The organism is Streptomyces viridifaciens (assembly GCF_001888885.2).
Lineage (GTDB): Bacteria > Actinomycetota > Actinomycetes > Streptomycetales > Streptomycetaceae > Kitasatospora > Kitasatospora aureofaciens.
Genome location: NZ_CP090841.1, coordinates 1846253 through 1868019 on the forward strand (window position 1 = coordinate 1846253; position 21767 = coordinate 1868019).

Consider the following 21767-nt stretch of genomic DNA (forward strand, 5'->3'; position numbering starts at 1 on the left):
GCCAGGCGCTTCGGGTCAGCAGGAGTGGTTCGACCGTCCGCGCCAACCCGTCACCGGGAGCGCGAACTTGGCCACCAGCCGGTCGGTGAACGGCGCCCGGTGCAGCCGGGCCAGCCGCACCGGCGTCTGCCCCCGGCGCACCTCCACCCGTGCCCCGGCGGGCAGTTCGACCGAACGCCGCCCGTCGCACCAGAGCACCCCGTGCGGGGTCTTGGGCTGCACCTCGACGGCCAGCACCGAGTCCGGCGAGGTCACCAGCGGCCGGGCGAACAGCGCGTGCGCGGAGATCGGCACCATCAGCAGCGCCTCCACCTCCGGCCACACCACCGGCCCGCCGCCCGAGAACGCGTACGCGGTCGAGCCGGTCGGCGTCGCGCAGACCACCCCGTCGCAGCCGAAGTTGGAGACCGGGCGGCCGTCCACCTCGGTCACCACCTCCAACATCCTTTCCCGGGACGCCTTCTCGATCGACGCCTCGTTCAACGCCCAGTCCTGGTGCACCACATCGCCGTTGGTCCGGACGATGACGTCGATCGTCATCCGCTCCTCGACCTCGTAGTCGGCCTCGACCACGCGCTCGACCACCACGGCCAGGTCGTCCCGCTCGGCCTCGGCCAGGAAGCCGACCCGGCCGAGGTTGATGCCCAGCATCGGCAGCCCGTGCGAACGCGCCAACTCCGCGCCGCGCAGCAGCGTCCCGTCGCCCCCGGCGACCAGGATCAGCTCGCAGCCGTCCGCCGCGCCCGGCCCCTCCGCGACCTCCTCGACCCCCTCCGGCAGGTCGAGGTCCACCGCCTCGGCCTCCAGCAGTCTGATCCGGAGCCCCGCCTTCAGCAGCCCGTGCACCAGGCCCTCGACGCTGCGCAGCGCCGCCTCCCGGCCGGTGTGCGCGATCAGGAAGACCGTACGTTCTTCATCGCTCATGCCGCTGCCCTCTCCCTACGTCAGCCGGGTCGCCCTTGGCCCGGTGCGGCCGCGCCTTACAGCATGACGGGCCGGACGCTCGCAGAGCACCCTACCGGGGCCCTTCCGCGACGGCCCGGTCCGCCTCCGCGGGGTCCAGCTGCGGGGCGTCGCGGCGCATCCAGAGGAAGTACTCGACGTTTCCGGACGGCCCGGGCAGAGGGCTGGCGGTGACGGCGCGCACGCCCAGCCCCAGCTGCCACGCCTGTCCGGCCACCTGGCGGACCATCTCGGCGCGCAGCTCCGGGCTGCGCACCACCCCGCCGCTGCCGAGCCGCTCCTTGCCGATCTCGAACTGCGGCTTGACCATCAGCACCAGGTCCGCGTCCTCGGCCGCGCAGCCGGCCAGCGCCGGCAGCACCAGGCCCAGCGAGATGAAGGACAGGTCACCGACCACCAGGTCGACGGGGGTGCCGCCGATCATCTCCCGGGTCAGTTCCCGGACGTTGGTGCGGTCCATCACCGTCACCCGCTCGTCGCTCTGCAGCGACCAGGCGAGCTGCCCGTAGCCGACGTCCACCGCCAGCACGTGGGCGGCCCCGGCCCGCAGCAGCACGTCGGTGAACCCTCCGGTGGAGGCGCCCGCGTCCAGCGCCCGGCGGCCCTCGACCACCAGGCCCTGCGGCACGAAGGCCGCGAACGCCCCGGCGAGCTTGTGCCCGCCGCGCGAGACGTAGTCGGGGTCGTTCTCGTCCTTGGCCACCACGACCGCCGCCGAGGTCTCCACCTGGGTGGCCGGCTTGGTCGCGGTGGTGCCGCCGACGGTCACCCGCCCGGCCGCGATCAGCTCGGACGCGTGCTCACGCGATCGGGCCAGCTTGCGGCGGACCAGCTCCGCGTCGAGTCGGCGTCGTGCCACTGCCACTGGTGCTTCAGCTCCTACGGGTCCTGCGGATCATTCCTGGTCGAGCGCGGCCAGCGTGTCGGCGAGCCGCTGGTGAACATCTTCGTACACCGCGACGTGTGCCTCGGCCGGGACCCCGTCCAGAGCATCCAGCCGGGCCAGCCCCGCGTCCACGCCGGGGTGCCCGGTGGGCAGCAGTTCGACGCCGAGCGGCTCGACCGTCTCCGCCCGGGCGCCGCCCTCACTCGTCCCGGACATCCGGCTTCTTCGCGCTGGTGGCCTTGCGGACGGTGGTCTTCTTCGTCGCCGTGCGCTTGGCCGCCGCCTTGGGCTCGGCGCCGTTGCGCTCCGGCTGCTTCCGCCGCGCGGCGGCGCTCTTCTTGACGGTCGCCTTCTTCGCGACGGCGGTCTTGCGCGCGGCTGCCTTCTTCGCGGCGGGCGCCCCCTCCGTCCCGCTGACGGGCGCCTCCTCCGTTCCGGTGACGGGCGCCCCCTTCTTCCCGGCGGCGGGGTCCTCGGCCACCTCGGCCACCGCCTCCCGCAGGGCGGCCTCCGTCTTCGGGGACAACGGCGGATCCACCTCGACCGGCTCGTCCACCTCCACCCGCTCGGCCACCGGCGGCTCCGTCGCCACCCGCTCGTCCTCGAACTCCCAGCCGCGCCCGAACAGGTCGTCCGCCCGGGGCGCCGGCGCCGGCGCGTCCTCCGGGTACGGCGCCACGTACGGGTTCGGGGCCGGCTTCGTCGCGGCCGGCTCCTCCTCGACCTCGCGCAGCTTGCTCTCCAGGTACGCCAGCACCACGCCGACCTTGGTCACCTGGTCGCCGACCTTCTCGAAGGCCTTCTCCACCTCGCTGCGCGCCACCCCGACGGCCAGGTCCACCCCGGCCCGCCCGGCGGTGACCGCCTCCTCCGCCAGGGTCTGCAGCGCCTTCGCCGACGGCGGGAACTGCCCGCCCAGCTTGCGCTCGACCTCCGACACGTCGACGCCGGTCTTCTCCAGGACCGCGGCCGCCGTGTCGGCGACCCGCTTGCCCACCTCCTCCACCACCACGGCGGCAGCCGCCACCGCTCCCCGCACCGTCCTCGGCAGCATCCGGGTGCCTCCTCCGCGCCTGCGCGCGCCTCGCTCCGTCGCCCATGGCGCCCGGGTGTTTCCGGGCACCCCACTGACGACGCTACCGCCAAAACCCTCCTGAGGTACCGTGGCCCGGCAGTCCGCACCACAGCGACCTGGGGATGGAGCGACCGCCATGGCGAACGCCGAGGAGTGCCGGGAAGCACTGGAACAGCTCAGCCGGAACATCGCGAACTCCACCGGCGACGTCCGCACGGCCGCCGCCCTCGACCGCTCGCTCAGCTGCCGGATCACCGACCTCGACCTGACCTTCACCGGGCAGCTGCGCGACGGCCGCATCCAGGACGTCGTCACCACACCCGGGCGGCCCACCGAGAAGGCCGCCATCCGGCTCACCATGGCCAGCGACGACCTGGTCGCCCTGGTCGGCGGCGACCTCAACTTCGCCGCCGCCTGGGCGAGCGGCCGGGTCAAGCTGGAAGCCGGGCTGCGCGACCTGCTGCGGCTGCGAAAACTGCTCTGAGGCGTGCGCCGAACGCTCAGAAGCCGAGCTCGGCCAGCGCCTTCCGCCCGTCCACCGGCCCGCCGTCCACCGCGTCCAGCGCCGTCCAGGCCGCCGCGCACAGCGCCCGAAGGCCGTCCCAGCGGTCCCCGGAGCCGGCCAGCCGCAGCGCGTCGCCCCCCGCCGTCGCGGTCCAGCCGCCGCAGGAGAAACCGCCGTCCGCGGCCTCCACCGCCGGCTGGGGGACCAGCAGGCCTCGCAGGTCGGCCGCCAGGTAGGTCGGCCGGTGCTCGACCGGGGCCGCCAGCAGCTGCCCCGGGGTGGTCACTCCGGTGAACACCAACAGGCTGTCCACCCCGCCGTTGAACGCCCCCTCGATGTCCGTGTCCAGCCGGTCACCGACCACCAGCGGCCGCCGGGCGCCGGTCCGCAGCACGGTCTCCCGGTGCATCGGCGGCAGCGGCTTGCCCGCCACCTCCGGCTCCACCCCGGTCGCCGCCCGCACCGCCGCCACCAGCGTCCCGTTGCCGGGCGCGATGCCGCGCGCGGTCGGCACCGTCATGTCGGTGTTGGAGGCGACCCACGGCAGCCCGCTGCCCACGGCGTACGCGGCCTCCGCCAGCTGCGGCCAGCCCACCGACGGGTCGAAGCCCTGGACCACCGCGAGTGGCTCCTCCGCCATCGAGCGGACGGCCACCAGCCCGCGCTCGGCCAGCGCCTCCTCCAGCCCCAGGCCACCCACCACCAGCACCTTCGCCCCGGCGGGCACCTTCTCGGCCACCACCCGGGCGGCCGCCTGGGCCGAGTTGATGACGTCGGCCGGCTCGGCGGGCACGCCCAGCTCGGTCAGGTGCTCGGCGACCACCCGGGGCGGGCGGGAGGCGTTGTTGGTCACGTACGCGAGCCGCATCCCGGCCGTACGGGCGGCCGCCAGCGAGTCCACCGCGTGCTCGATCGCGTGCGAGCCGGCGTAGACCACGCCGTCCAGGTCCAGCAGCGCCGTGTCGTACGCCTCGGTCAGCGGGCGGTCGCTGCCGCCGGGGGCGGTCCGTCGCGCGGTGGTGGCCGTCTCGGTCATGCCCTGCCCAATCTCATCCACCGCAGCGTCGTGGTGCGCTGCGGTCCGTCTGCTCGTCACTGCCCGCCCGGTCGGGCGTCGTCGTCGACGCCCTCAGGCTCTCCCCCGGCCTGCCGCGGCAGGTCCGGTTCCGGCCCCTGGCTCTCGCGGTAGCCGGGTGCGCCGGGCAACAGCGGGCCGAACGCTCCGGCGCGGGCCGCCAGCGTCGCCCTGGTCTGCCGCAGCGCCGACCGGTAGTGGTCGGTCTCCGGGCGCATGGCCACGGCCAGCGCCAGGTGCTCGGCCGAGGTCTCGAAGTCGCCCAGCCGGGCCGCCGCGACGCCCCACCCGAACTGAGCGTAGTCGTCCGAGGGATCGGCCAGCGCCACGGCCCGGAAGTTCTCCAGTGCCGCCGCGTAGGAACCGGCGTCGAACTGCGCCCGGGCCAGTGCCTCCCGGATGCTGCGCGAGTGCGGCTCGGCCTCCGCCGCCCGGGCCAGCAGTTGCTCGGCCGCCGCCGGATGGCCCTGGGCCAGCAGCTTCGCGCCCCGGCGGAACCAGTCGTAGACGTCCCCCACGGGCTCCCCGGGCCGCCCCTGGGCCGGGACGCCCCCCGTCGGCGACTGCCCGTCCGGCACTCCGCCGTCCACCCGCTCCTGCCCGTCCTCCATGCCGTACCTCGCCCTCGGTCGTACACCCGCCCGACCGTTCGGGACGGGCGTTCCGATCTCTCAACAACGCGTACCCGGTTACGATGCCCAGAATGAGCACACCCAGTGCAGAAGACGGAGTCGAGACTCCCGTGGGCGGCCCCGGTGACCCCGGGCACGTCGCCACCGCAGGCCTGTCCCTGTCCCCCTTCCGTGGCCTGCGCTACGTCCCCGACCGGGTCGGCGCGCTGGCCGCGGTGATGTCCCCGCCGTACGACGTCGTCGACCCGGGGCGCCGGCTGGACCTGGAGACGGCCGACCCGCACAACGTGGTCCGGCTGATCCTGCCCCGGCCCGAGCCCGAGGACGCCGGCGACCGCCCCGACCGGGACACCAAGTACCGGCACGCGGCCCGGCTGCTCGCCGGCTGGCAGCGCGAGGGCATCCTCGCCGCCGACCCGGAACCGGCGATCTACGTCTACGAGCAACGGGTCCCCGGCACCGACGACACCCCCGAGCTGCTCCAGCGCGGCCTGATCGGCGCCCTCGCGGTGAGCGGCCCCGAGGTCGGCGTCGTCCTGCCCCACGAGGACGTCATGCCCCGGCCGGTCGCCGACCGGGTCGGACTGATGCGCACCACCCGGGCCAACCTCGAACCGCTGCTGCTCACCTACCGCGGCAACGGCGGCGCCTCCGGCGTCATCGAGCGGACGGTCGAGGGCGCGCCGCTGCTGTCCACCACGACCAGCGACGGCACCCACCACCGCCTGTGGGCCGTCACCGAGCCCGCCATGCTCGGCGAGATCAGCCGCGACCTGGCCACCTGCCGGGCGCTGATCGCCGACGGCCACCACCGCTGGGCGATGTACCTGCGGCTCCAGCGCGAGCACCGCCACCTGCCGCGCAGCCCGTGGGACCGCGGCATGGTGCTGCTGGTGGACACCGCCCGCTACCCGCTGCGGGTCCGCGCCATCCACCGCGTGCTGTACCGGCTGCCGGTGGCCGAGGCGATGGAGAAGCTCGGCGACCAGTGGAAGGTCAAGGAGGTGCCCGGCCCGCTGCCCGCCGCCCTCCAGGCGCTCGCCGAGCAGAAGCGGCACGGCGGCAACGGCTTCGTGCTGACCGGCGGCGACGGCGTCTTCTGGCTGCTCAGCGAGCCCGAGGAAGCCCTGATCGACGCGACCGTGCCGCACGACCGGCCCGAGGAGTGGCGCCACCTGGACGCCACCGTGCTGCACGAAACCCTGCTCGACCATACCTGGCACGTCCCCGACGGCCCCGACGACATCGGCTACCTGCACACCGCCGCGGCCGCCGAGCGCGAGGCGGCCCGCGCGGGCGGGACGGCCGTCCTGCTCCACCCGGTTCGCGAGAGCGTGGTGCGGCGACTGGCCGAGCAGGGCGTCACCATGCCTCGCAAGTCCACCTCGTTCGGGCCCAAGCCTGCCACCGGACTGGTGCTGCGCAGTCTTCCGCTGGGCTAGCGGGGCCCGGACGCCGTGAGGCCCTGCCGTTCCTCGGGGGAACGGCAGGGCCTCACGGTGTTTCAGGGCGCTCAGGCCTGGGCGTCGCCCTTGGCCTCGTCCTTGTCGGCCTTCTCGGCCTCGCCGGCCTCGTCCGCCTTGGCGTCCTCGGCACGCTCGGGCACCACGCCGTCGAAGTCCTCGTCGATCTCGAGGTCGTCCTCGTCGTAGTACTCCTCGACGTCCTCCTCGTCCTCGAAGATCACGCGGTCGTCGGCGTTGTCGCCGCCGCGCTTCTTCGCAGCCGGGGCGTCGGCCTGCTCGGCGTCGTCCTCGTCCAGCTCCGGGTCGAGCGCGTCGGTGAACTCCACGCCGTCGATCTCGGCCAGGCGCTCCGAGGCGTTGGTCGAACCGTCGGTGTCGGCCTCGGCGGCCTTGGCGAACCAGTCACGGGCCTCGTCGCCACGGCCGGCCGCGATCAGCGCCTCGGCGTAGGCGTACCGCAGGCGCGCGGTCCACGGGTGCACGGCGCTGGAGGCCAGCTCCGGGCTCTGCAGGGTCACGACGGCGGCGTCGAACTGCTCCATGTCGCTGCGGGCACCGGCCGCCACCAGGCGCATCTCGACCTGGCCGGCCTTGTCCAGCTGCTTCACCTCGGGCTCACCGGCCATCGCCAGCGCCCGCTCCGGACGGCCCAGACCGCGCTCGCAGTCGGCCATCACGGGCCACAGGTCGGCACGGCCGGTCATCCGACGGGCGGCGCGGAACTCGGTCAGCGCCTCGGAGTACCGCTGCGTCATGTACGAGGCGAACCCGGCAGCTTCGCGGACGGCGGCCACGCGGGAGGCCAGCCGCAGCGCGACGCGGGAGTACTGGTAGGCCTCCTCCGGCTCACCGTCGAGCAGACGCGCCACCATCACCAGGTTGCGGGCGACGTCGTCGGCGAGGGTCTTGGGCAGGCTCTTGAGCTCCTGGCGCACGTCCGCGTCCAGCTCGAAGCCGGTGACGTCCTCCGGGATCGGCAGGCGCTTGACCGGCTCGTAGTTGCCGCGGCGGTCGTCGTAGTCCCGACGGTCCCGGTCGCCGCCACGGTCGTCCCGGCGGTCGCCGCCACGGAAGCCGCCCTGGCGGTCGTCACGGCGGAACCCGCCACGGTCGCCACCTCGGTCGTCACGACGGAACCCGCCGCCACCGGACGGACGGTCGTCACGACGGTAGCCGCCACGGTCGTCACGGTCACGGTTGAAACCACCCTGCGGGCGGTCATCGCGGCGGAAACCACCACGGTCGCCGGACGGACGGTCGTCGCGACGGAAACCACCGCGGTCGCCGCCACGGTCGTCACGGTCGCGGTAGGACGGACGCTCGTCACGACGCGGACGGTCGTCACGCTCGTCACGACGGAAGCCACCCGGGCGGTCGTCACGACGGAACCCGCCGCCACCGGACGGACGGTCGTCACGACGGAAGCCGCCACGGTCGTCACGGTCACGGTTGAAACCACCCTGCGGGCGGTCATCGCGGCGGAAACCACCACGGTCGCCGGACGGACGGTCGTCGCGACGGAAACCACCGCGGTCGCCGCCACGGTCGTCACGGTCGCGGTAGGACGGACGCTCGTCACGACGCGGACGGTCGTCACGCTCGTCACGACGGAAGCCACCCGGGCGGTCGTCACGACGGAACCCGCCGCCACCGGACGGACGGTCGTCACGACGGAAGCCGCCACGGTCGTCACGGTCACGGTTGAAACCACCCTGCGGACGGTCATCGCGGCGGAAACCACCACGGTCGCCGGACGGACGGTCGTCGCGACGGAAACCACCGCGGTCGCCGCCACGGTCGTCACGGTCGCGGTAGGACGGACGCTCGTCACGACGCGGACGGTCGTCACGCTCGTCACGACGGAAGCCACCCGGGCGGTCGTCACGACGGAACCCGCCGCCACCGGACGGACGGTCGTCACGACGGAAGCCGCCACGGTCGTCACGGTCACGGTTGAAACCACCCTGCGGACGGTCGTCCCGGCGGAAACCACCACGGTCGCCGGACGGACGGTCGTCGCGACGGAAACCGCCACGGTCGCCGGACGGACGGTCGTCACGACGGAAGCCGCCACGGTCGTCACGGTCACGGTTGAAACCACCCTGCGGGCGGTCATCGCGGCGGAAGCCACCACCCTGCGGACGGTCGTCGCGACGGAAACCACCGCGGTCGCCACCGCGGTCGTCACGGTCGCGGTAGGACGGACGGTCGTCACGACGCGGGCGGTCGTCACGCTCGTCACGACGGTTGCCGCCACGGTCGTTGGACCAGCCCCCACGCGACCGGGGCTCATAGCCTCGGCCGTCGTCCGATCGACGCTCGGGACGGCCCTCGGGCTGGTTCGACATCCTGGTGACTCCTTCTGCTGCTTCAGCTCCACCGCGGACTGTGCAACATCAGTGCCGTCACGCGGTATCGGCGCCGGCCTCCTGGCCGTGCACCATCTCCATTGTCCGGCATCCCGGAAGCCTCCGCGCCTGGGCGAAAGTTCCGGCCTGCCGGCCTCGTGCAAGTTCGCAAAACAAAAAAGGCCGCGGCCCCAGCGAGTCGCTGGGGCCGCGGCCTTGAATAATTGTTCGGCGGCGTCCTACTCTCCCACAGGGTCCCCCCTGCAGTACCATCGGCGCTGTGAGGCTTAGCTTCCGGGTTCGGAATGTAACCGGGCGTTTCCCTCACGCTATGACCACCGAAACCCTATCGGGTATTCAGCGAAACACACTTTTCAGTTGAATAAGTGTTTCTTGTTCGCCGGCGATAGCTGTTCGCTACCCGGGAACCACACAGTGAACGCGAGCGTCTGAGGACAAGCCCTCGGCCTATTAGTACCGGTCAACTCCACCCCTCACAGGGCTTCCATATCCGGCCTATCAACCCAGTCGTCTACTGGGAGCCTTACCCTCTCAAGGAGGTGGGAGTGCTCATCTCGAAGCAGGCTTCCCGCTTAGATGCTTTCAGCGGTTATCCCTCCCGAACGTAGCCAACCAGCCATGCCCTTGGCAGAACAACTGGCACACCAGAGGTTCGTCCGTCCCGGTCCTCTCGTACTAGGGACAGCCCTTCTCAACACTCCTACGCGCACAGCGGATAGGGACCGAACTGTCTCACGACGTTCTAAACCCAGCTCGCGTACCGCTTTAATGGGCGAACAGCCCAACCCTTGGGACCTACTCCAGCCCCAGGATGCGACGAGCCGACATCGAGGTGCCAAACCATCCCGTCGATATGGACTCTTGGGGAAGATCAGCCTGTTATCCCCGGGGTACCTTTTATCCGTTGAGCGACGGCGCTTCCACAAGCCACCGCCGGATCACTAGTCCCTACTTTCGTACCTGCTCGACCCGTCAGTCTCACAGTCAAGCTCCCTTGTGCACTTACACTCAACACCTGATTGCCAACCAGGCTGAGGGAACCTTTGGGCGCCTCCGTTACCCTTTAGGAGGCAACCGCCCCAGTTAAACTACCCACCAGACACTGTCCCTGATCCGGATCACGGACCCAGGTTAGACATCCAGCACGACCAGAGTGGTATTTCAACGGCGACTCCACAACAACTGGCGTTGCTGCTTCACAGTCTCCCACCTATCCTACACAAGCCGAACCGAACACCAATATCAAGCTATAGTAAAGGTCCCGGGGTCTTTCCGTCCTGCTGCGCGAAACGAGCATCTTTACTCGTAATGCAATTTCACCGGGCCTATGGTTGAGACAGTCGAGAAGTCGTTACGCCATTCGTGCAGGTCGGAACTTACCCGACAAGGAATTTCGCTACCTTAGGATGGTTATAGTTACCACCGCCGTTTACTGGCGCTTAAGTTCTCAGCTTCGCCCAGACGAATCTGAGCTAACCGGTCCCCTTAACGTTCCAGCACCGGGCAGGCGTCAGTCCGTATACATCGCCTTACGGCTTCGCACGGACCTGTGTTTTTAGTAAACAGTCGCTTCTCGCTGGTCTCTGCGGCCACCCCCAGCTCAAGGCGCAAGGCCCGTCACCAGGAATGGCCCCCCTTCTCCCGAAGTTACGGGGGCATTTTGCCGAGTTCCTTAACCATAGTTCACCCGAACGCCTCGGTATTCTCTACCTGACCACCTGAGTCGGTTTGGGGTACGGGCCGCCATGAAACTCGCTAGAGGCTTTTCTCGACAGCATAGGATCATCCACTTCACCACAATCGGCTCGGCATCAGGTCTCAGACTATATGTGAGGCGGATTTGCCTACCCCACGTCCTACACCCTTACCCCGGGACAACCACCGCCCGGGCTGGACTACCTTCCTGCGTCACCCCATCGCTCACCTACTACCCCGTTGGGCCACCGGCTCCACCACTTCCCTTTGCCCGAAGGCTCCGGGACGGCTTCACGGGCTTAGCATCAGAAGGTTCAGCGTTGGCGCTTCAAAGCGGGTACGGGAATATCAACCCGTTGTCCATCGACTACGCCTGTCGGCCTCGCCTTAGGTCCCGACTTACCCTGGGCAGATCAGCTTGACCCAGGAACCCTTGGTCAATCGGCGCAAGAGTTTCCCACTCTTGTATCGCTACTCATGCCTGCATTCTCACTCGTATACCGTCCACGACTCGATTCCTCGGCCGCTTCACCCGGCACACGACGCTCCCCTACCCATCACAGCAGGCGTTGGCCCTATTCGCTGCAATGACACGACTTCGGTGGTGTGCTTGAGCCCCGCTACATTGTCGGCGCGGAATCACTTGACCAGTGAGCTATTACGCACTCTTTCAAGGGTGGCTGCTTCTAAGCCAACCTCCTGGTTGTCTCTGCGACTCCACATCCTTTCCCACTTAGCACACGCTTAGGGACCTTAGTCGGTGTTCTGGGCTGTTTCCCTCTCGACCATGGAGCTTATCCCCCACAGTCTCACTGCCACGCTCTCACTTACCGGCATTCGGAGTTTGGCTAAGGTCAGTAACCCGGTAAGGCCCATCGCCTATCCAGTGCTCTACCTCCGGCAAGAAACACGTGACGCTGCACCTAAATGCATTTCGGGGAGAACCAGCTATCACGGAGTTTGATTGGCCTTTCACCCCTAACCACAGGTCATCCCCCAGGTTTTCAACCCTGGTGGGTTCGGTCCTCCACACGGTCTTACCCGCGCTTCAACCTGCCCATGGCTAGATCACTCCGCTTCGGGTCTTGGGCATGCAACTCAAACGCCCTATTCGGACTCGCTTTCGCTACGGCTACCCCACACGGGTTAACCTCGCTACACACCGCAAACTCGCAGGCTCATTCTTCAAAAGGCACGCAGTCACGGCCAGCCGGTAAACCGACTGACGACGCTCCCACGGCTTGTAGGCACACGGTTTCAGGTACTATTTCACTCCGCTCCCGCGGTACTTTTCACCATTCCCTCACGGTACTATCCGCTATCGGTCACCAGGGAATATTTAGGCTTAGCGGGTGGTCCCGCCAGATTCACACGGGATTTCTCGGGCCCCGTGCTACTTGGGTGTTCTTCAAGCGAGCCGTACAGATTTCGTCTACGGGGGTCTTACCCTCTACGCCGGACCTTTCGCATGTCCTTCGACTACCCATACGGTTTCTGACTCGCCGACCGGCCGGCAGACCGATCAAGAAAAAACCCACGACCCCCCGAGCGCAACCCCTGCCGGGTCTCACACGCTCAAGGTTTAGCCTCATCCAGTTTCGCTCGCCACTACTCCCGGAATCACGGTTGTTTTCTCTTCCTGCGGGTACTGAGATGTTTCACTTCCCCGCGTTCCCTCCACACTGCCTATGTGTTCAGCAGCGGGTGACAGCCCATGACGACTGCCGGGTTTCCCCATTCGGACACCCCCGGATCAAAGCTCGGTTGACAGCTCCCCGGGGCCTATCGCGGCCTCCCACGTCCTTCATCGGTTCCTGGTGCCAAGGCATCCACCGTGCGCCCTTAAAAACTTGGCCACAGATGCTCGCGTCCACTGTGCAGTTCTCAAACAACGACCAGTCACACACCCTCAACGATCCGAAGACCGCCTCGAGTGAGGCCGGCATCCTTGAGGCAACTTCCGTTCCCTCAGGACCCAACAACGTGCCCGACACAGTCAATCCCAGAACGCGTTCCACGCCGAAGCAGTACTAGCCCCTGGTCTCTTCCTGTGCCGAATAGTCAACGTTCCACCCATGAGCAACCGTGCAGAACATTCGCCTGCAAGCGGCCATGTGCTCCTTAGAAAGGAGGTGATCCAGCCGCACCTTCCGGTACGGCTACCTTGTTACGACTTCGTCCCAATCGCTGGTCCCACCTTCGACGGCTCCATCCCTTACGGGTTAGGCCACCGGCTTCGGGTGTTACCGACTTTCGTGACGTGACGGGCGGTGTGTACAAGGCCCGGGAACGTATTCACCGCAGCATGCTGATCTGCGATTACTAGCAACTCCAACTTCATGGGGTCGAGTTGCAGACCCCAATCCGAACTGAGGCCGGCTTTTTGGGATTCGCTCCGCCTCACGGCATCGCAGCCCTTTGTACCGACCATTGTAGCACGTGTGCAGCCCAAGACATAAGGGGCATGATGATTTGACGTCGTCCCCACCTTCCTCCGAGTTGACCCCGGCAGTCTCCTGTGAGTCCCCGACATTACTCGCTGGCAACACAGAACAAGGGTTGCGCTCGTTGCGGGACTTAACCCAACATCTCACGACACGAGCTGACGACAACCATGCACCACCTGTATACCGACCACAAGGGGGCACCCATCTCTGGGTGTTTCCGGCATATGTCAAGCCTTGGTAAGGTTCTTCGCGTTGCGTCGAATTAAGCCACATGCTCCGCTGCTTGTGCGGGCCCCCGTCAATTCCTTTGAGTTTTAGCCTTGCGGCCGTACTCCCCAGGCGGGGAACTTAATGCGTTAGCTGCGGCACCGACGACGTGGAATGTCGCCAACACCTAGTTCCCAACGTTTACGGCGTGGACTACCAGGGTATCTAATCCTGTTCGCTCCCCACGCTTTCGCTCCTCAGCGTCAGTAATGGCCCAGAGATCCGCCTTCGCCACCGGTGTTCCTCCTGATATCTGCGCATTTCACCGCTACACCAGGAATTCCGATCTCCCCTACCACACTCTAGCCTGCCCGTATCGAATGCAGACCCGGGGTTAAGCCCCGGGCTTTCACATCCGACGCGACAGGCCGCCTACGAGCTCTTTACGCCCAATAATTCCGGACAACGCTCGCACCCTACGTATTACCGCGGCTGCTGGCACGTAGTTAGCCGGTGCTTCTTCTGCAGGTACCGTCACTTGCGCTTCTTCCCTGCTGAAAGAGGTTTACAACCCGAAGGCCGTCATCCCTCACGCGGCGTCGCTGCATCAGGCTTTCGCCCATTGTGCAATATTCCCCACTGCTGCCTCCCGTAGGAGTCTGGGCCGTGTCTCAGTCCCAGTGTGGCCGGTCGCCCTCTCAGGCCGGCTACCCGTCGTCGCCTTGGTAGGCCATTACCCCACCAACAAGCTGATAGGCCGCGGGCTCATCCTGCACCGCCGGAGCTTTCCACCAACCCCCATGCGGAGGAAGGTCATATCCGGTATTAGACCCCGTTTCCAGGGCTTGTCCCAGAGTGCAGGGCAGATTGCCCACGTGTTACTCACCCGTTCGCCACTGATCCACCCCGAAGGGCTTCACCGTTCGACTTGCATGTGTTAAGCACGCCGCCAGCGTTCGTCCTGAGCCAGGATCAAACTCTCCGTGAATGTTTACCCGTAATCGGGTCCACACCCGCGTTGAGCGGCACGGCAACCACCGGAATAGGGTGATCCCGCGCACTGCGTCCTCGCTAGTGTTTGTTTCAAAAGGAATCTCCAACCCCAGAACAATCTGAGGCCGGGGATGTCAACATATCTGGCGTTGACTTTTGGCACGCTGTTGAGTTCTCAAGGAACGGACGCTTCCTTCGGACCGCCTTCCAGCGGGCCCTCCGGGCGCTTCGTTCTTTCGTGTTTCCAGCTTATCAGATGTTTTCCGCTCCGTTTTCCGGAGTTTCATTCATCCAATTTCCCGAACTGGCCGGGGTCGCTTTCTGCGACGACCACCACTTTAGCGCATTCCGACAGTCAATCGAAATTCACACTCACACCCGTTGGCGGCAACGCCGACAGACCCAAGCGAATGGGCTTCGAGGTGTGAGGGTGGGTTGTGCTGAGTGAGGTGGCCGCTCCAGCGACTCGTTCAACACTAGGCCACCCGGAGGACATCGTCAAACGTCGAGGGCCGGATCTGTCCAGATCCGGCCCTCGGGGCTCAAAGCCGCAGCTCAGAGCGGGTGCGCTTTCGGCCAGTTGATCAACTGGCGGGTCCTCGGACCAGTCAGCCGGCCGCCGGGACCAGCTCCGCTGCCGCCAGGTTGCGCTTGCCACGGCGCAGCACCAGCCAACGGCCGTGCAGCAGGTCGGCCTCGGTCGGTACCGCCTCCTCGTCCGTCACCTTGACGTTGTTGAGGTAGGCACCGCCCTCCTTGATCGTCCGGCGGGCGGCCGAGCGGCTCGGCGCCAGGCCGACGGCGACCAACAGGTCGACCACCGGCTGGAGTTCGGTGACCTCGGCCTTCGGGACCTCGGCGAGGGCCGCGGCCAGGGTCGGGGCCTCCAGGTCGGCCAGGTCGCCCTGCCCGAACAGCGCCTTGGACGCGGCGACCGCGCGCTCGTACTGCTCGGCCCCGTGCACCAGCGTGGTGAGCTCCTCGGCCAGGGCACGCTGGGCGAGGCGGGCGGCGGGGCGCTCGGCGGTCTCGCGCTCCAGCTCCTCGATCTCCTCCTTCGAGCGGAAGCTGAAGATCCGCAGGAAGTTGGAGACGTCCCGGTCGTCCGCGTTCAGCCAGAACTGGTAGAAGGCGTACGGGGTGGTGAGCTCCGGGTCGAGCCAGACCGTGCCGGACTCCGTCTTGCCGAACTTGGTGCCGTCGGCCTTGACGATCAGCGGCGTGGCCAGCGCGTGCACGGACTTGCCGTCCGCCTTGCGGATCAGGTCTGTACCGGCGGTGAGGTTGCCCCACTGGTCGCTGCCGCCGGTCTGCAGGGTGCAGCCGTAGCGGCGGTTCAGCTCCAGGTAGTCCATCCCCTGGAGGATCTGGTAGCTGAACTCGGTGTAGCTGATGCCCGCGTCGGAGTTGAGCCGTCGGGCGACGGCCTCCTTGGCGATCATGTTGTTGACCCGGAAGTACTTGCCGACGTCGCGCAGCAGGCTGATGGCCGACATCCCGGAGGTCCAGTCCAGGTTGTTCACCATGCGCGCCGCGTACGGGCCCTCGAAGTCGAGGAAGCGCGAGACCTGACCGCGCAGGCGCTCGACCCAGCCGGCCACCGTCTCGGGGTCGTTGAGCACGCGCTCGGCGGTGGGCTTCGGGTCGCCGATCAGACCAGTGGCTCCGCCGACCAGGCCGAGCGGGAGGTTCCCCGCCTGCTGGATGCGGCGCATGGTGAGGATCTGGACCAGGTTGCCGAGGTGCAGGCTGGGGGCCGTCGGGTCGAAGCCGCAATAGAACGTGACCGGGCCGTCCGCGAACGCCTTGCGCAGTGCGTCCTCGTCGGTGGACAGGGCGATCAGCCCTCGCCACCGCAGCTCGTCGACGATGTCCGTCACGGTCACGCTTCTCCTTCGATCGGGCGTCCGCCCGCTGTCGGCCCGGTTCGGTCGGGCCCCGGGGTCGGTACGACTCCAGCCTGATAGAGCCTACGCGGTTCCGGCCAGCGAGTTTCCCCCGAGGCACCTCGGGCGGGCAGCCCCGTTCCCCCCGGGCTCCTCCCCCGACACCGGAAATTCCGTTGTTCGTCGGCTGTGGGCCCATTCAGAGTGGGTTCACCGCCGTGCGGCGGCAGTGACGTGTGTGGAGACGGTCGTGCCGCCGTGGCACGCCCGTGGGAAGGGTGTGCCGAGTGCGCAACACGCTGGTTCTGAACGCTAGCTACGAGCCCCTGACGACGGTGTCGCTCCAGCGCGCCGTCGTCCTGGTGCTCCAGGACAAGGCGGTGGTGGAGCAGGCGCACCCGCTGCGCTCGATCCGGGGGACGGGCGTGGCCGTCCCGGTGCCACGGGTGATCAGGCTGCAGAGGTACGTGAGAGTGCCGTTCCGACAACAGGCCCCGTGGTCGAGGCGGGGTGTCCTGGCCCGGGACCAGCACCTTTGCGCGTACTGCGGGCGCCGGGCCACCACGGTGGACCACCTCCAGCCCCGGTCGCGCGGTGGCGAGGACAGCTGGATGAACACGGTGGCGGCGTGCGCCGAGGACAACCAGCGCAAGGCCGACCGGACTCCGGAACAGGCCGGGATGAAACTGCTGCGGCGGCCGTTCGTGCCGACGCCGCAGGCCACCCTGATGCTGGCGCTCGGCCTGCGCGGCTCGGAGGCCCGCGAGCTCGCCGACTGGCTGCCCGCCGTACCGGGCCAACCGGTCACGGCGGCCTAGCCCGGGCCGGCCCGGGTGCCCTGGCCTGTCGGGCCCGGCTCAGTCCTTCGCCTGGTAGCCCGCCGCCGTGCCGTAGTTGGCCGCGTGTTCGGGCACCACGACCACCTGCCCGCCGCCGATCAGTACCCGCCCGGAGAGCAGCAGCGAGCCGGTGCCTGGCGGGAAGTTGCCGCCGACGGTCTCCTGGCCGCCCACCAGCGGGAAGCGGCCGAGGCGGGCGGGCTGGTCGCGACGCTCGTCGGCGGCGAGCACCAGCGAGCCGCCGTCGATGCCGACCGCGCGGGAGGTGCCCTTGGCGGCGGTCGGCGTCTTCCAGCGCTGCTTGCCGGTGTCCAGGTCGTAGCCGACCGCGGACACCGACCCGCCGCTGTTCGCCGGGGTCATCGCGGCGACCATCGTGCGGCCCTCGAAGAACACCTCGGGCGTGGCCGAAAACGTTCCGTGGGTGACGTTCAGCCGGCCGCCGTCGGTGACCACCGGGATCTCTACGGCCGGATCGCCGGCGGCGCCCCAGCCGAACACCCGGTCGTCCTCGGGCTTCCCGCCGGTGGTGAGCACCACCGCCGGTTCGGCGGAGAGCACCGTCACCGTCTTCGGCTGGTTGTTCAGGCCCCGCCACCAGCTGACCTTGCCGTCCGCCGCGTTCAGCGCGACGGCCTGGTCGGCGGGCGTCGAGTCGGCGCAGGAGGAGGCGACCAGCACGGTCTTTCCGGTGACGCCCCCCGACAGGGTGCAGAACTTGCCTTGCCCGGTGTACTGCCAGACGTCCTTCCCGTCCGCAGCCGCCCAGGCCGCGGCCCGGTCGTCGCCGACCGCGATCACCATGTCCTCGGTGACGCCGATCCGCGCCGAATAGGCGTCCTTGGAGTCCGAGAGGCTCTTGGTCCAGGCGGTCTTGCCGGTCTTGGTGTCCACGGCGGCGACCAGGGTGCAGGGGCTCTTCGGGTCCGCCTGCGGCCGGAACAGGGCCGCGCCCAGCCCGGCCTGGTTGACGCTCGCCGAGAGCCCGCACGGGACGGCCCCGGCCGCCGGGGGCTCGACCGACCAGGTCGGCTTGCCCGCCGTCCGGTCGTACGCGTGCACGCCCGAGCCGTCGGCGCGGACCACCGCGTCGGCCAGCAGCCAGCTGCCGACCAGCGTGTCGTCGCCCGCCTGCTGCGCGGCGGCGACGGGCTGCACCGACCAGACCTTGGTGTGCGCCACCGCGAACCCGGGTTCGCCGCCGCTGGACGCGGAGGCGCTTCCACCACCCTCGGCGCCGACCGTCAGCGCGGCGGTTATCAACACCCCGAGCGCGGCCACCCCGGCACCGGCCCGCACCAGCAGGGCCCGCCGGCTGGGCACGTGCTCCCCGGTCAGGACGGCCGCCCGGACCTTGTCCACCAGCGAGGAAGAGGAAGAGGAGGAAGGAGAAGCGGAACCGCCGTCACCACCGCGGGGGCCCCGCCGGGCGGCCCGCGAGCGCGCTCCGGGCTCGGCAGGCCCAGCGGCCTCGGCCGCCGCACCCGTCGAGGGCTGGTCGACGGCCGGTTCGGGCTCCGCCGGGGTCTCCTCGATCTGCACGTAACCATCGGCCGAGTAGTCGGCCCCCGCCGGGACGTACAGCCCCTCCCCCACCGGCTGAGCCTGCGGTACGGCGGCGCCGTACGACTGCTGCCCGTGGTCCGGGTACTGCTGCTGGTACGGCTGGAACTGCTCCTGCCCGCCGTACGCCCCCTGCCCAGGCCCGGGCCCGTACCCGTGCGCCTGGTCCTGGAGGCCGTGGCCGTCGAAGCCCTGCCCCTGGAAGTAGCCGCCCTCGACGTACCCGGTGTGCCCGTAACCGCCCTGCTGCTCGTACGCGGCCTGGTCGTACTGCCACTGGCCGGGCGCCTGCGGCTGCGGCTGCTGCCACTGCGCGGCCTGCTGCTGCGGGTCGTAGTAGCCCTGCCAGTCCTGCCCGCCCTGGGGGTGCCACGGCTGCTGCTGGGCATGGGCGTCTCCGAAGGGCTCCTGTGCCACCGTTCCGTCCCTCCCAGCCCCCCAGCCGGCCTGCCAATTGCGGCAGTCAGCATCTCACGCCCGCCCGGGCCAGCTGCCCGGGCCCTCGACGCGGTGCCGGGGGCCGGGCCTCAGTCGGCCGACTCGGCGCGCAGGGCCTCGTCGATGCGGGCGGCGAGGGTGAAGTCCAGGCCGGTGAGCCCGCCCGCGCTGTGGGTGGACAGCACGAAGCGCAGGGTGCGCCAGCGGATGTCGATGTCGGGGTGGTGGTCGAGTTCTTGGGCCTGCTCGGCGACGGCGACGACCACCCGGATCGCGGCCGGGAAGTCGGGGGCGTCCGCGCTGCGGACGATGCTGTCGCCGTCCCGGCTCCACCTGGGCACGTCCGCCAGCGCCGCCGCGATCTCGTCCTCGCTCAGTCGTGCCCTGCTGCTCATGGGTGCGCTCCGGGTCTCGTCGGTGGTACCGGTGGGGTGCCGGTGGGGGGTGCGTCAGTCGGCCTTCCGGCGCGGACGGGCCACCAGTTCGCCGCCGCAGTTGGGGCAGTTGGCGGCCATGGCCTCGGTGCAGTCCGCGCAGAAGGTGCACTCGTAGGAACATATCGAGGCGGGGCCGTCGGCGGTCAGCGACACCTCGCAGCGCTCGCAGGTCTCACGCATCTCCAGTGCCATGGGCAGTCTCCTCCGATGTTGGCACGGTCCGACGGTCGGTCAGTAGTACGGTCCGACCGTCGTTCAACTAAGCAAAAGCTTGGTGACGGCCGCCAGTCCGACCACCACGATGACCGCGCGCAGCACGACCGGCGGAAGGCGGCGGCCGACCTTGGCGCCGAGCAGGCCGCCGACCAGCGAGCCCGCCGCGATCAGCCCGGCGGCCGTCCAGTTCACCGTCGAGGTGAACAGGAAGAACAGGGCGGCGACCCCGTTGACGATCATCGCCAGGGCGTTCTTCACCGCGTTGATCCGCTGCAGGTCCTCCTGGAGCATCATGCCCATCAGCGCCATCAGCAGGACGCCCTGCGCGGCGCCGAAGTAGCCGCCGTAGATGCCGGTGAGGAACACCCCGGCCAGCAGCACCAGGCTGCCGTCCGGGTCGCCGTCGGCCCGGCGGCGGGCCGCGACGGCCTTGGCCACCCGGGGCTGGATGACCACCAGGACGAGCGCGAGCAGGATCAGCGCCGGGACGATCGCGTCGAAGGCACCGCTCGGCAGCTTGGTCAGCAGCAGTGCGCCGAGCAGCCCGCCGAGCAGCGAGGCGGTGCCCATCCGCCGCAACCGGCGGCCCTGGCCGACCAGTTCGCGGCGGTAGCCGATCACGCCGCTGAGCGAGCCGGGCACCAGGCCGAAGGAGTTGGAGACGTTGGCGGTCACCGGCGGGATGCCGACGGCGAGCAGCACCGGGAAGGTGATCAGGGTGCCGGAGCCGACGATCACGTTGATCATCCCGGCCCCGACGCCGGCCGCCAGGACGGCGATCGCCTCCCAGAGCGTCATGTGTCACCTCTCCTAGCGGTCCTGTCCGAGGGGATCATGCCGGACCCCGCCCCGGCCGGACCAGGCCCGCCCACGATTCGGGACGTACGCCACACCGCCGGTACGCCGCACCGGCCGTACCACCGCACCGCCGCACTGCCGCACCGCCCGTGCGCTAACCGGGAGAACGCCGAGGGCCCGCCACCACCAGGCAGCGGGCCCCCGACCGGAGAACTCGGCCGATCACTCCGGGTCGATCTTGCGGTACTCCCGCGCCGGGTCCACCCGCGGACGGGCGGCGCCCTTCTCGACGTCCACCGGCCGCGGCCCGGCCGCCGGGTCGATCGGCACCTGGGTCGCCGCCGGGGGCGTCTGCGGCACGCTCGGCGCCGCCACCGCACCGCCGTTAGCTCCCCCACCGTTGCCGGCCAGACCGGTGAAGGCACCGCCGAGGCCCTTGAGCGCGTCGCCGACCTCGCTGGGGATGATCCAGAGCTTGTTGGAGTCGCCCTTGGCCAGCTCGGGCAGGGTCTGCAGGTACTGGTAGGCGAGCAGCTTCTGGTCGGCGTCGCCGTCGTGGATGGCCTCGAAGACCGTCCGGATCGCGGCGGCCTCACCGTCGGCGCGCAGCACCGCGGCCTGCGCCTCACCCTCGGCGCGGAGCACGTCCGCCTGCTTCTCACCCTCGGCCTTGAGGATCTGCGCCTGGCGCTGGCCCTCGGCGGTGAGGATCGCGGCGCGCTTGTCACGGTCGGCGCGCATCTGCTTCTCCATCGAGTCCTGGATGGAGGTCGGCGGCTCGATCGCCTTCAGCTCGACGCGGTTGACCCGGATGCCCCACTTGCCGGTGGCCTCGTCCAGCACCCCGCGCAGACCGGCGTTGATGACCTCGCGCGAGGTCAGGGTGGACTCCAGGTCCATCGAGCCGATGATGTTGCGCAGCGTGGTGACGGTCAGCTGCTCGATGGCCTGGATGTAGCTGGCGACCTCGTAGGTGGCCGCCCGGGGGTCGGTGACCTGGTAATAGATGACGGTGTCGATGTTGACCACCAGGTTGTCCTGGGTGATCACCGGCTGCGGCGGGAACGGCACGACCTGCTCGCGCAGGTCGATGCGGTTGCGGACCCGGTCGATGAACGGGACGACGATGTTCAGCCCTGCGTTGAGCGTCCGGGTGTAGCGGCCGAAGCGCTCCACGATCGCGGCGCTGGCCTGCGGGATGACCTGGATCGTCTTGATCAGCGCGATGAAGGCCACCACGACCAGGACGACCAAAACGATAAGGACGGGTTCCACGG

The 21767-nt window shown here is 69.1% G+C and carries 16 protein-coding genes, 3 rRNA genes and 1 pseudogene; 3 read left to right on the forward strand and 17 right to left on the reverse strand.

Annotated features, from left to right (window positions below; genetic code table 11):
- Positions 1-15: 15 nt before the first annotated feature.
- The 4 genes from BOQ63_RS15500 to BOQ63_RS15515 all read right to left on the reverse strand — a co-directional run bounded on the left by BOQ63_RS15500 (position 16) and on the right by BOQ63_RS15515 (position 2903).
- Complete coding sequence (locus tag BOQ63_RS15500) at positions 16-924, reverse strand: NAD kinase (protein WP_030290941.1); 909 nt, start codon at positions 922-924, stop codon at positions 16-18.
- A 91-nt stretch (positions 925-1015) separates the two neighbouring features.
- Positions 1016-1822, reverse strand: coding sequence for a TlyA family RNA methyltransferase (locus BOQ63_RS15505; protein ID WP_030290943.1), 807 nt, complete (start codon positions 1820-1822; stop codon positions 1016-1018).
- Between the two features lie 36 nt (positions 1823-1858).
- Positions 1859-2065, reverse strand: a complete 207-nt coding sequence (locus tag BOQ63_RS15510) for a hypothetical protein (RefSeq protein ID WP_033355582.1) — start codon at positions 2063-2065, stop codon at positions 1859-1861.
- The gene (locus BOQ63_RS15515) at positions 2049-2903 is read right to left on the reverse strand and encodes a hypothetical protein (RefSeq protein WP_050366517.1); all 855 of its coding nucleotides are present in this window, start codon (positions 2901-2903) and stop codon (positions 2049-2051) included. Before BOQ63_RS15515 ends, BOQ63_RS15510 begins: the two co-directional genes overlap by 17 nt.
- A gap of 157 nt (positions 2904-3060) precedes the next feature.
- On the opposite strand from BOQ63_RS15515, the gene BOQ63_RS15520 reads away from it, so the two are divergent.
- Positions 3061-3408 carry an SCP2 sterol-binding domain-containing protein gene (locus tag BOQ63_RS15520; protein ID WP_030290947.1) on the forward strand — a complete coding sequence of 116 codons (348 nt, stop codon included), beginning with the start codon at positions 3061-3063 and terminating at the stop codon, positions 3406-3408.
- Positions 3409-3424: 16 nt separating this feature from the next.
- Here the strand turns inward: BOQ63_RS15520 and BOQ63_RS15525 are convergent, their stop codons facing one another.
- Positions 3425-4465: an HAD-IIA family hydrolase gene (locus tag BOQ63_RS15525; RefSeq protein WP_150475924.1), complete on the reverse strand. Its 1041-nt coding sequence runs from the start codon at positions 4463-4465 to the stop codon at positions 3425-3427.
- A gap of 56 nt (positions 4466-4521) precedes the next feature.
- Positions 4522-5115 carry a tetratricopeptide repeat protein gene (locus BOQ63_RS15530; protein ID WP_078657233.1) on the reverse strand — a complete coding sequence of 198 codons (594 nt, stop codon included), beginning with the start codon at positions 5113-5115 and terminating at the stop codon, positions 4522-4524.
- 92 nt (positions 5116-5207) lie between these two features.
- On the opposite strand from BOQ63_RS15530, the gene BOQ63_RS15535 reads away from it, so the two are divergent.
- Positions 5208-6578, forward strand: coding sequence for a DUF1015 family protein (locus BOQ63_RS15535; protein WP_078867775.1), 1371 nt, complete (start codon positions 5208-5210; stop codon positions 6576-6578).
- 71 nt (positions 6579-6649) lie between these two features.
- Here BOQ63_RS15535 and BOQ63_RS15540 read toward each other — a convergent pair whose 3' ends face one another.
- The 6 genes and pseudogenes from BOQ63_RS15540 to tyrS form a co-directional block, all read right to left on the reverse strand.
- Complete coding sequence (locus tag BOQ63_RS15540; protein WP_191093656.1) at positions 6650-7582, reverse strand: tetratricopeptide repeat protein; 933 nt, start codon at positions 7580-7582, stop codon at positions 6650-6652.
- A 348-nt stretch (positions 7583-7930) separates the two neighbouring features.
- Positions 7931-8785, reverse strand: a pseudogene (locus tag BOQ63_RS15545) (hypothetical protein); the annotation flags it as partial.
- Between the two features lie 391 nt (positions 8786-9176).
- Positions 9177-9293, reverse strand: a 5S ribosomal RNA gene (gene rrf, locus BOQ63_RS15550).
- A 108-nt stretch (positions 9294-9401) separates the two neighbouring features.
- Positions 9402-12522: ribosomal RNA gene (locus BOQ63_RS15555) — 23S ribosomal RNA — on the reverse strand.
- A 269-nt stretch (positions 12523-12791) separates the two neighbouring features.
- Positions 12792-14308, reverse strand: a 16S ribosomal RNA gene (locus tag BOQ63_RS15560).
- The 16S, 23S and 5S rRNA genes sit together here, the layout of an rRNA operon.
- Before the next feature lie 613 nt (positions 14309-14921).
- Positions 14922-16193 carry a tyrosine--tRNA ligase gene (gene tyrS / locus BOQ63_RS15565; protein WP_030554564.1) on the reverse strand — a complete coding sequence of 424 codons (1272 nt, stop codon included), beginning with the start codon at positions 16191-16193 and terminating at the stop codon, positions 14922-14924.
- Positions 16194-16486: 293 nt separating this feature from the next.
- On the opposite strand from tyrS, the gene BOQ63_RS15570 reads away from it, so the two are divergent.
- Positions 16487-17017, forward strand: coding sequence for an HNH endonuclease (locus BOQ63_RS15570; protein ID WP_030285730.1), 531 nt, complete (start codon positions 16487-16489; stop codon positions 17015-17017).
- Positions 17018-17056: 39 nt separating this feature from the next.
- Here the strand turns inward: BOQ63_RS15570 and BOQ63_RS15575 are convergent, their stop codons facing one another.
- The 5 genes from BOQ63_RS15575 to BOQ63_RS15595 all read right to left on the reverse strand — a co-directional run bounded on the left by BOQ63_RS15575 (position 17057) and on the right by BOQ63_RS15595 (position 21765).
- Positions 17057-19018 carry an outer membrane protein assembly factor BamB family protein gene (locus BOQ63_RS15575; protein ID WP_030554568.1) on the reverse strand — a complete coding sequence of 654 codons (1962 nt, stop codon included), beginning with the start codon at positions 19016-19018 and terminating at the stop codon, positions 17057-17059.
- 110 nt (positions 19019-19128) lie between these two features.
- On the reverse strand, positions 19129-19434 hold the full coding sequence (locus BOQ63_RS15580) for a 4a-hydroxytetrahydrobiopterin dehydratase (RefSeq protein ID WP_030554570.1): 306 nt from the start codon (positions 19432-19434) through the stop codon (positions 19129-19131).
- A gap of 54 nt (positions 19435-19488) precedes the next feature.
- On the reverse strand, positions 19489-19668 hold the full coding sequence (locus tag BOQ63_RS15585) for a DUF1272 domain-containing protein (protein WP_030285724.1): 180 nt from the start codon (positions 19666-19668) through the stop codon (positions 19489-19491).
- Between the two features lie 63 nt (positions 19669-19731).
- Positions 19732-20490, reverse strand: a complete 759-nt coding sequence (locus BOQ63_RS15590; RefSeq protein WP_030285722.1) for a sulfite exporter TauE/SafE family protein — start codon at positions 20488-20490, stop codon at positions 19732-19734.
- A 222-nt stretch (positions 20491-20712) separates the two neighbouring features.
- Positions 20713-21765: an SPFH domain-containing protein gene (locus BOQ63_RS15595; RefSeq protein WP_030285720.1), complete on the reverse strand. Its 1053-nt coding sequence runs from the start codon at positions 21763-21765 to the stop codon at positions 20713-20715.
- Positions 21766-21767: the final 2 nt, after the last annotated feature.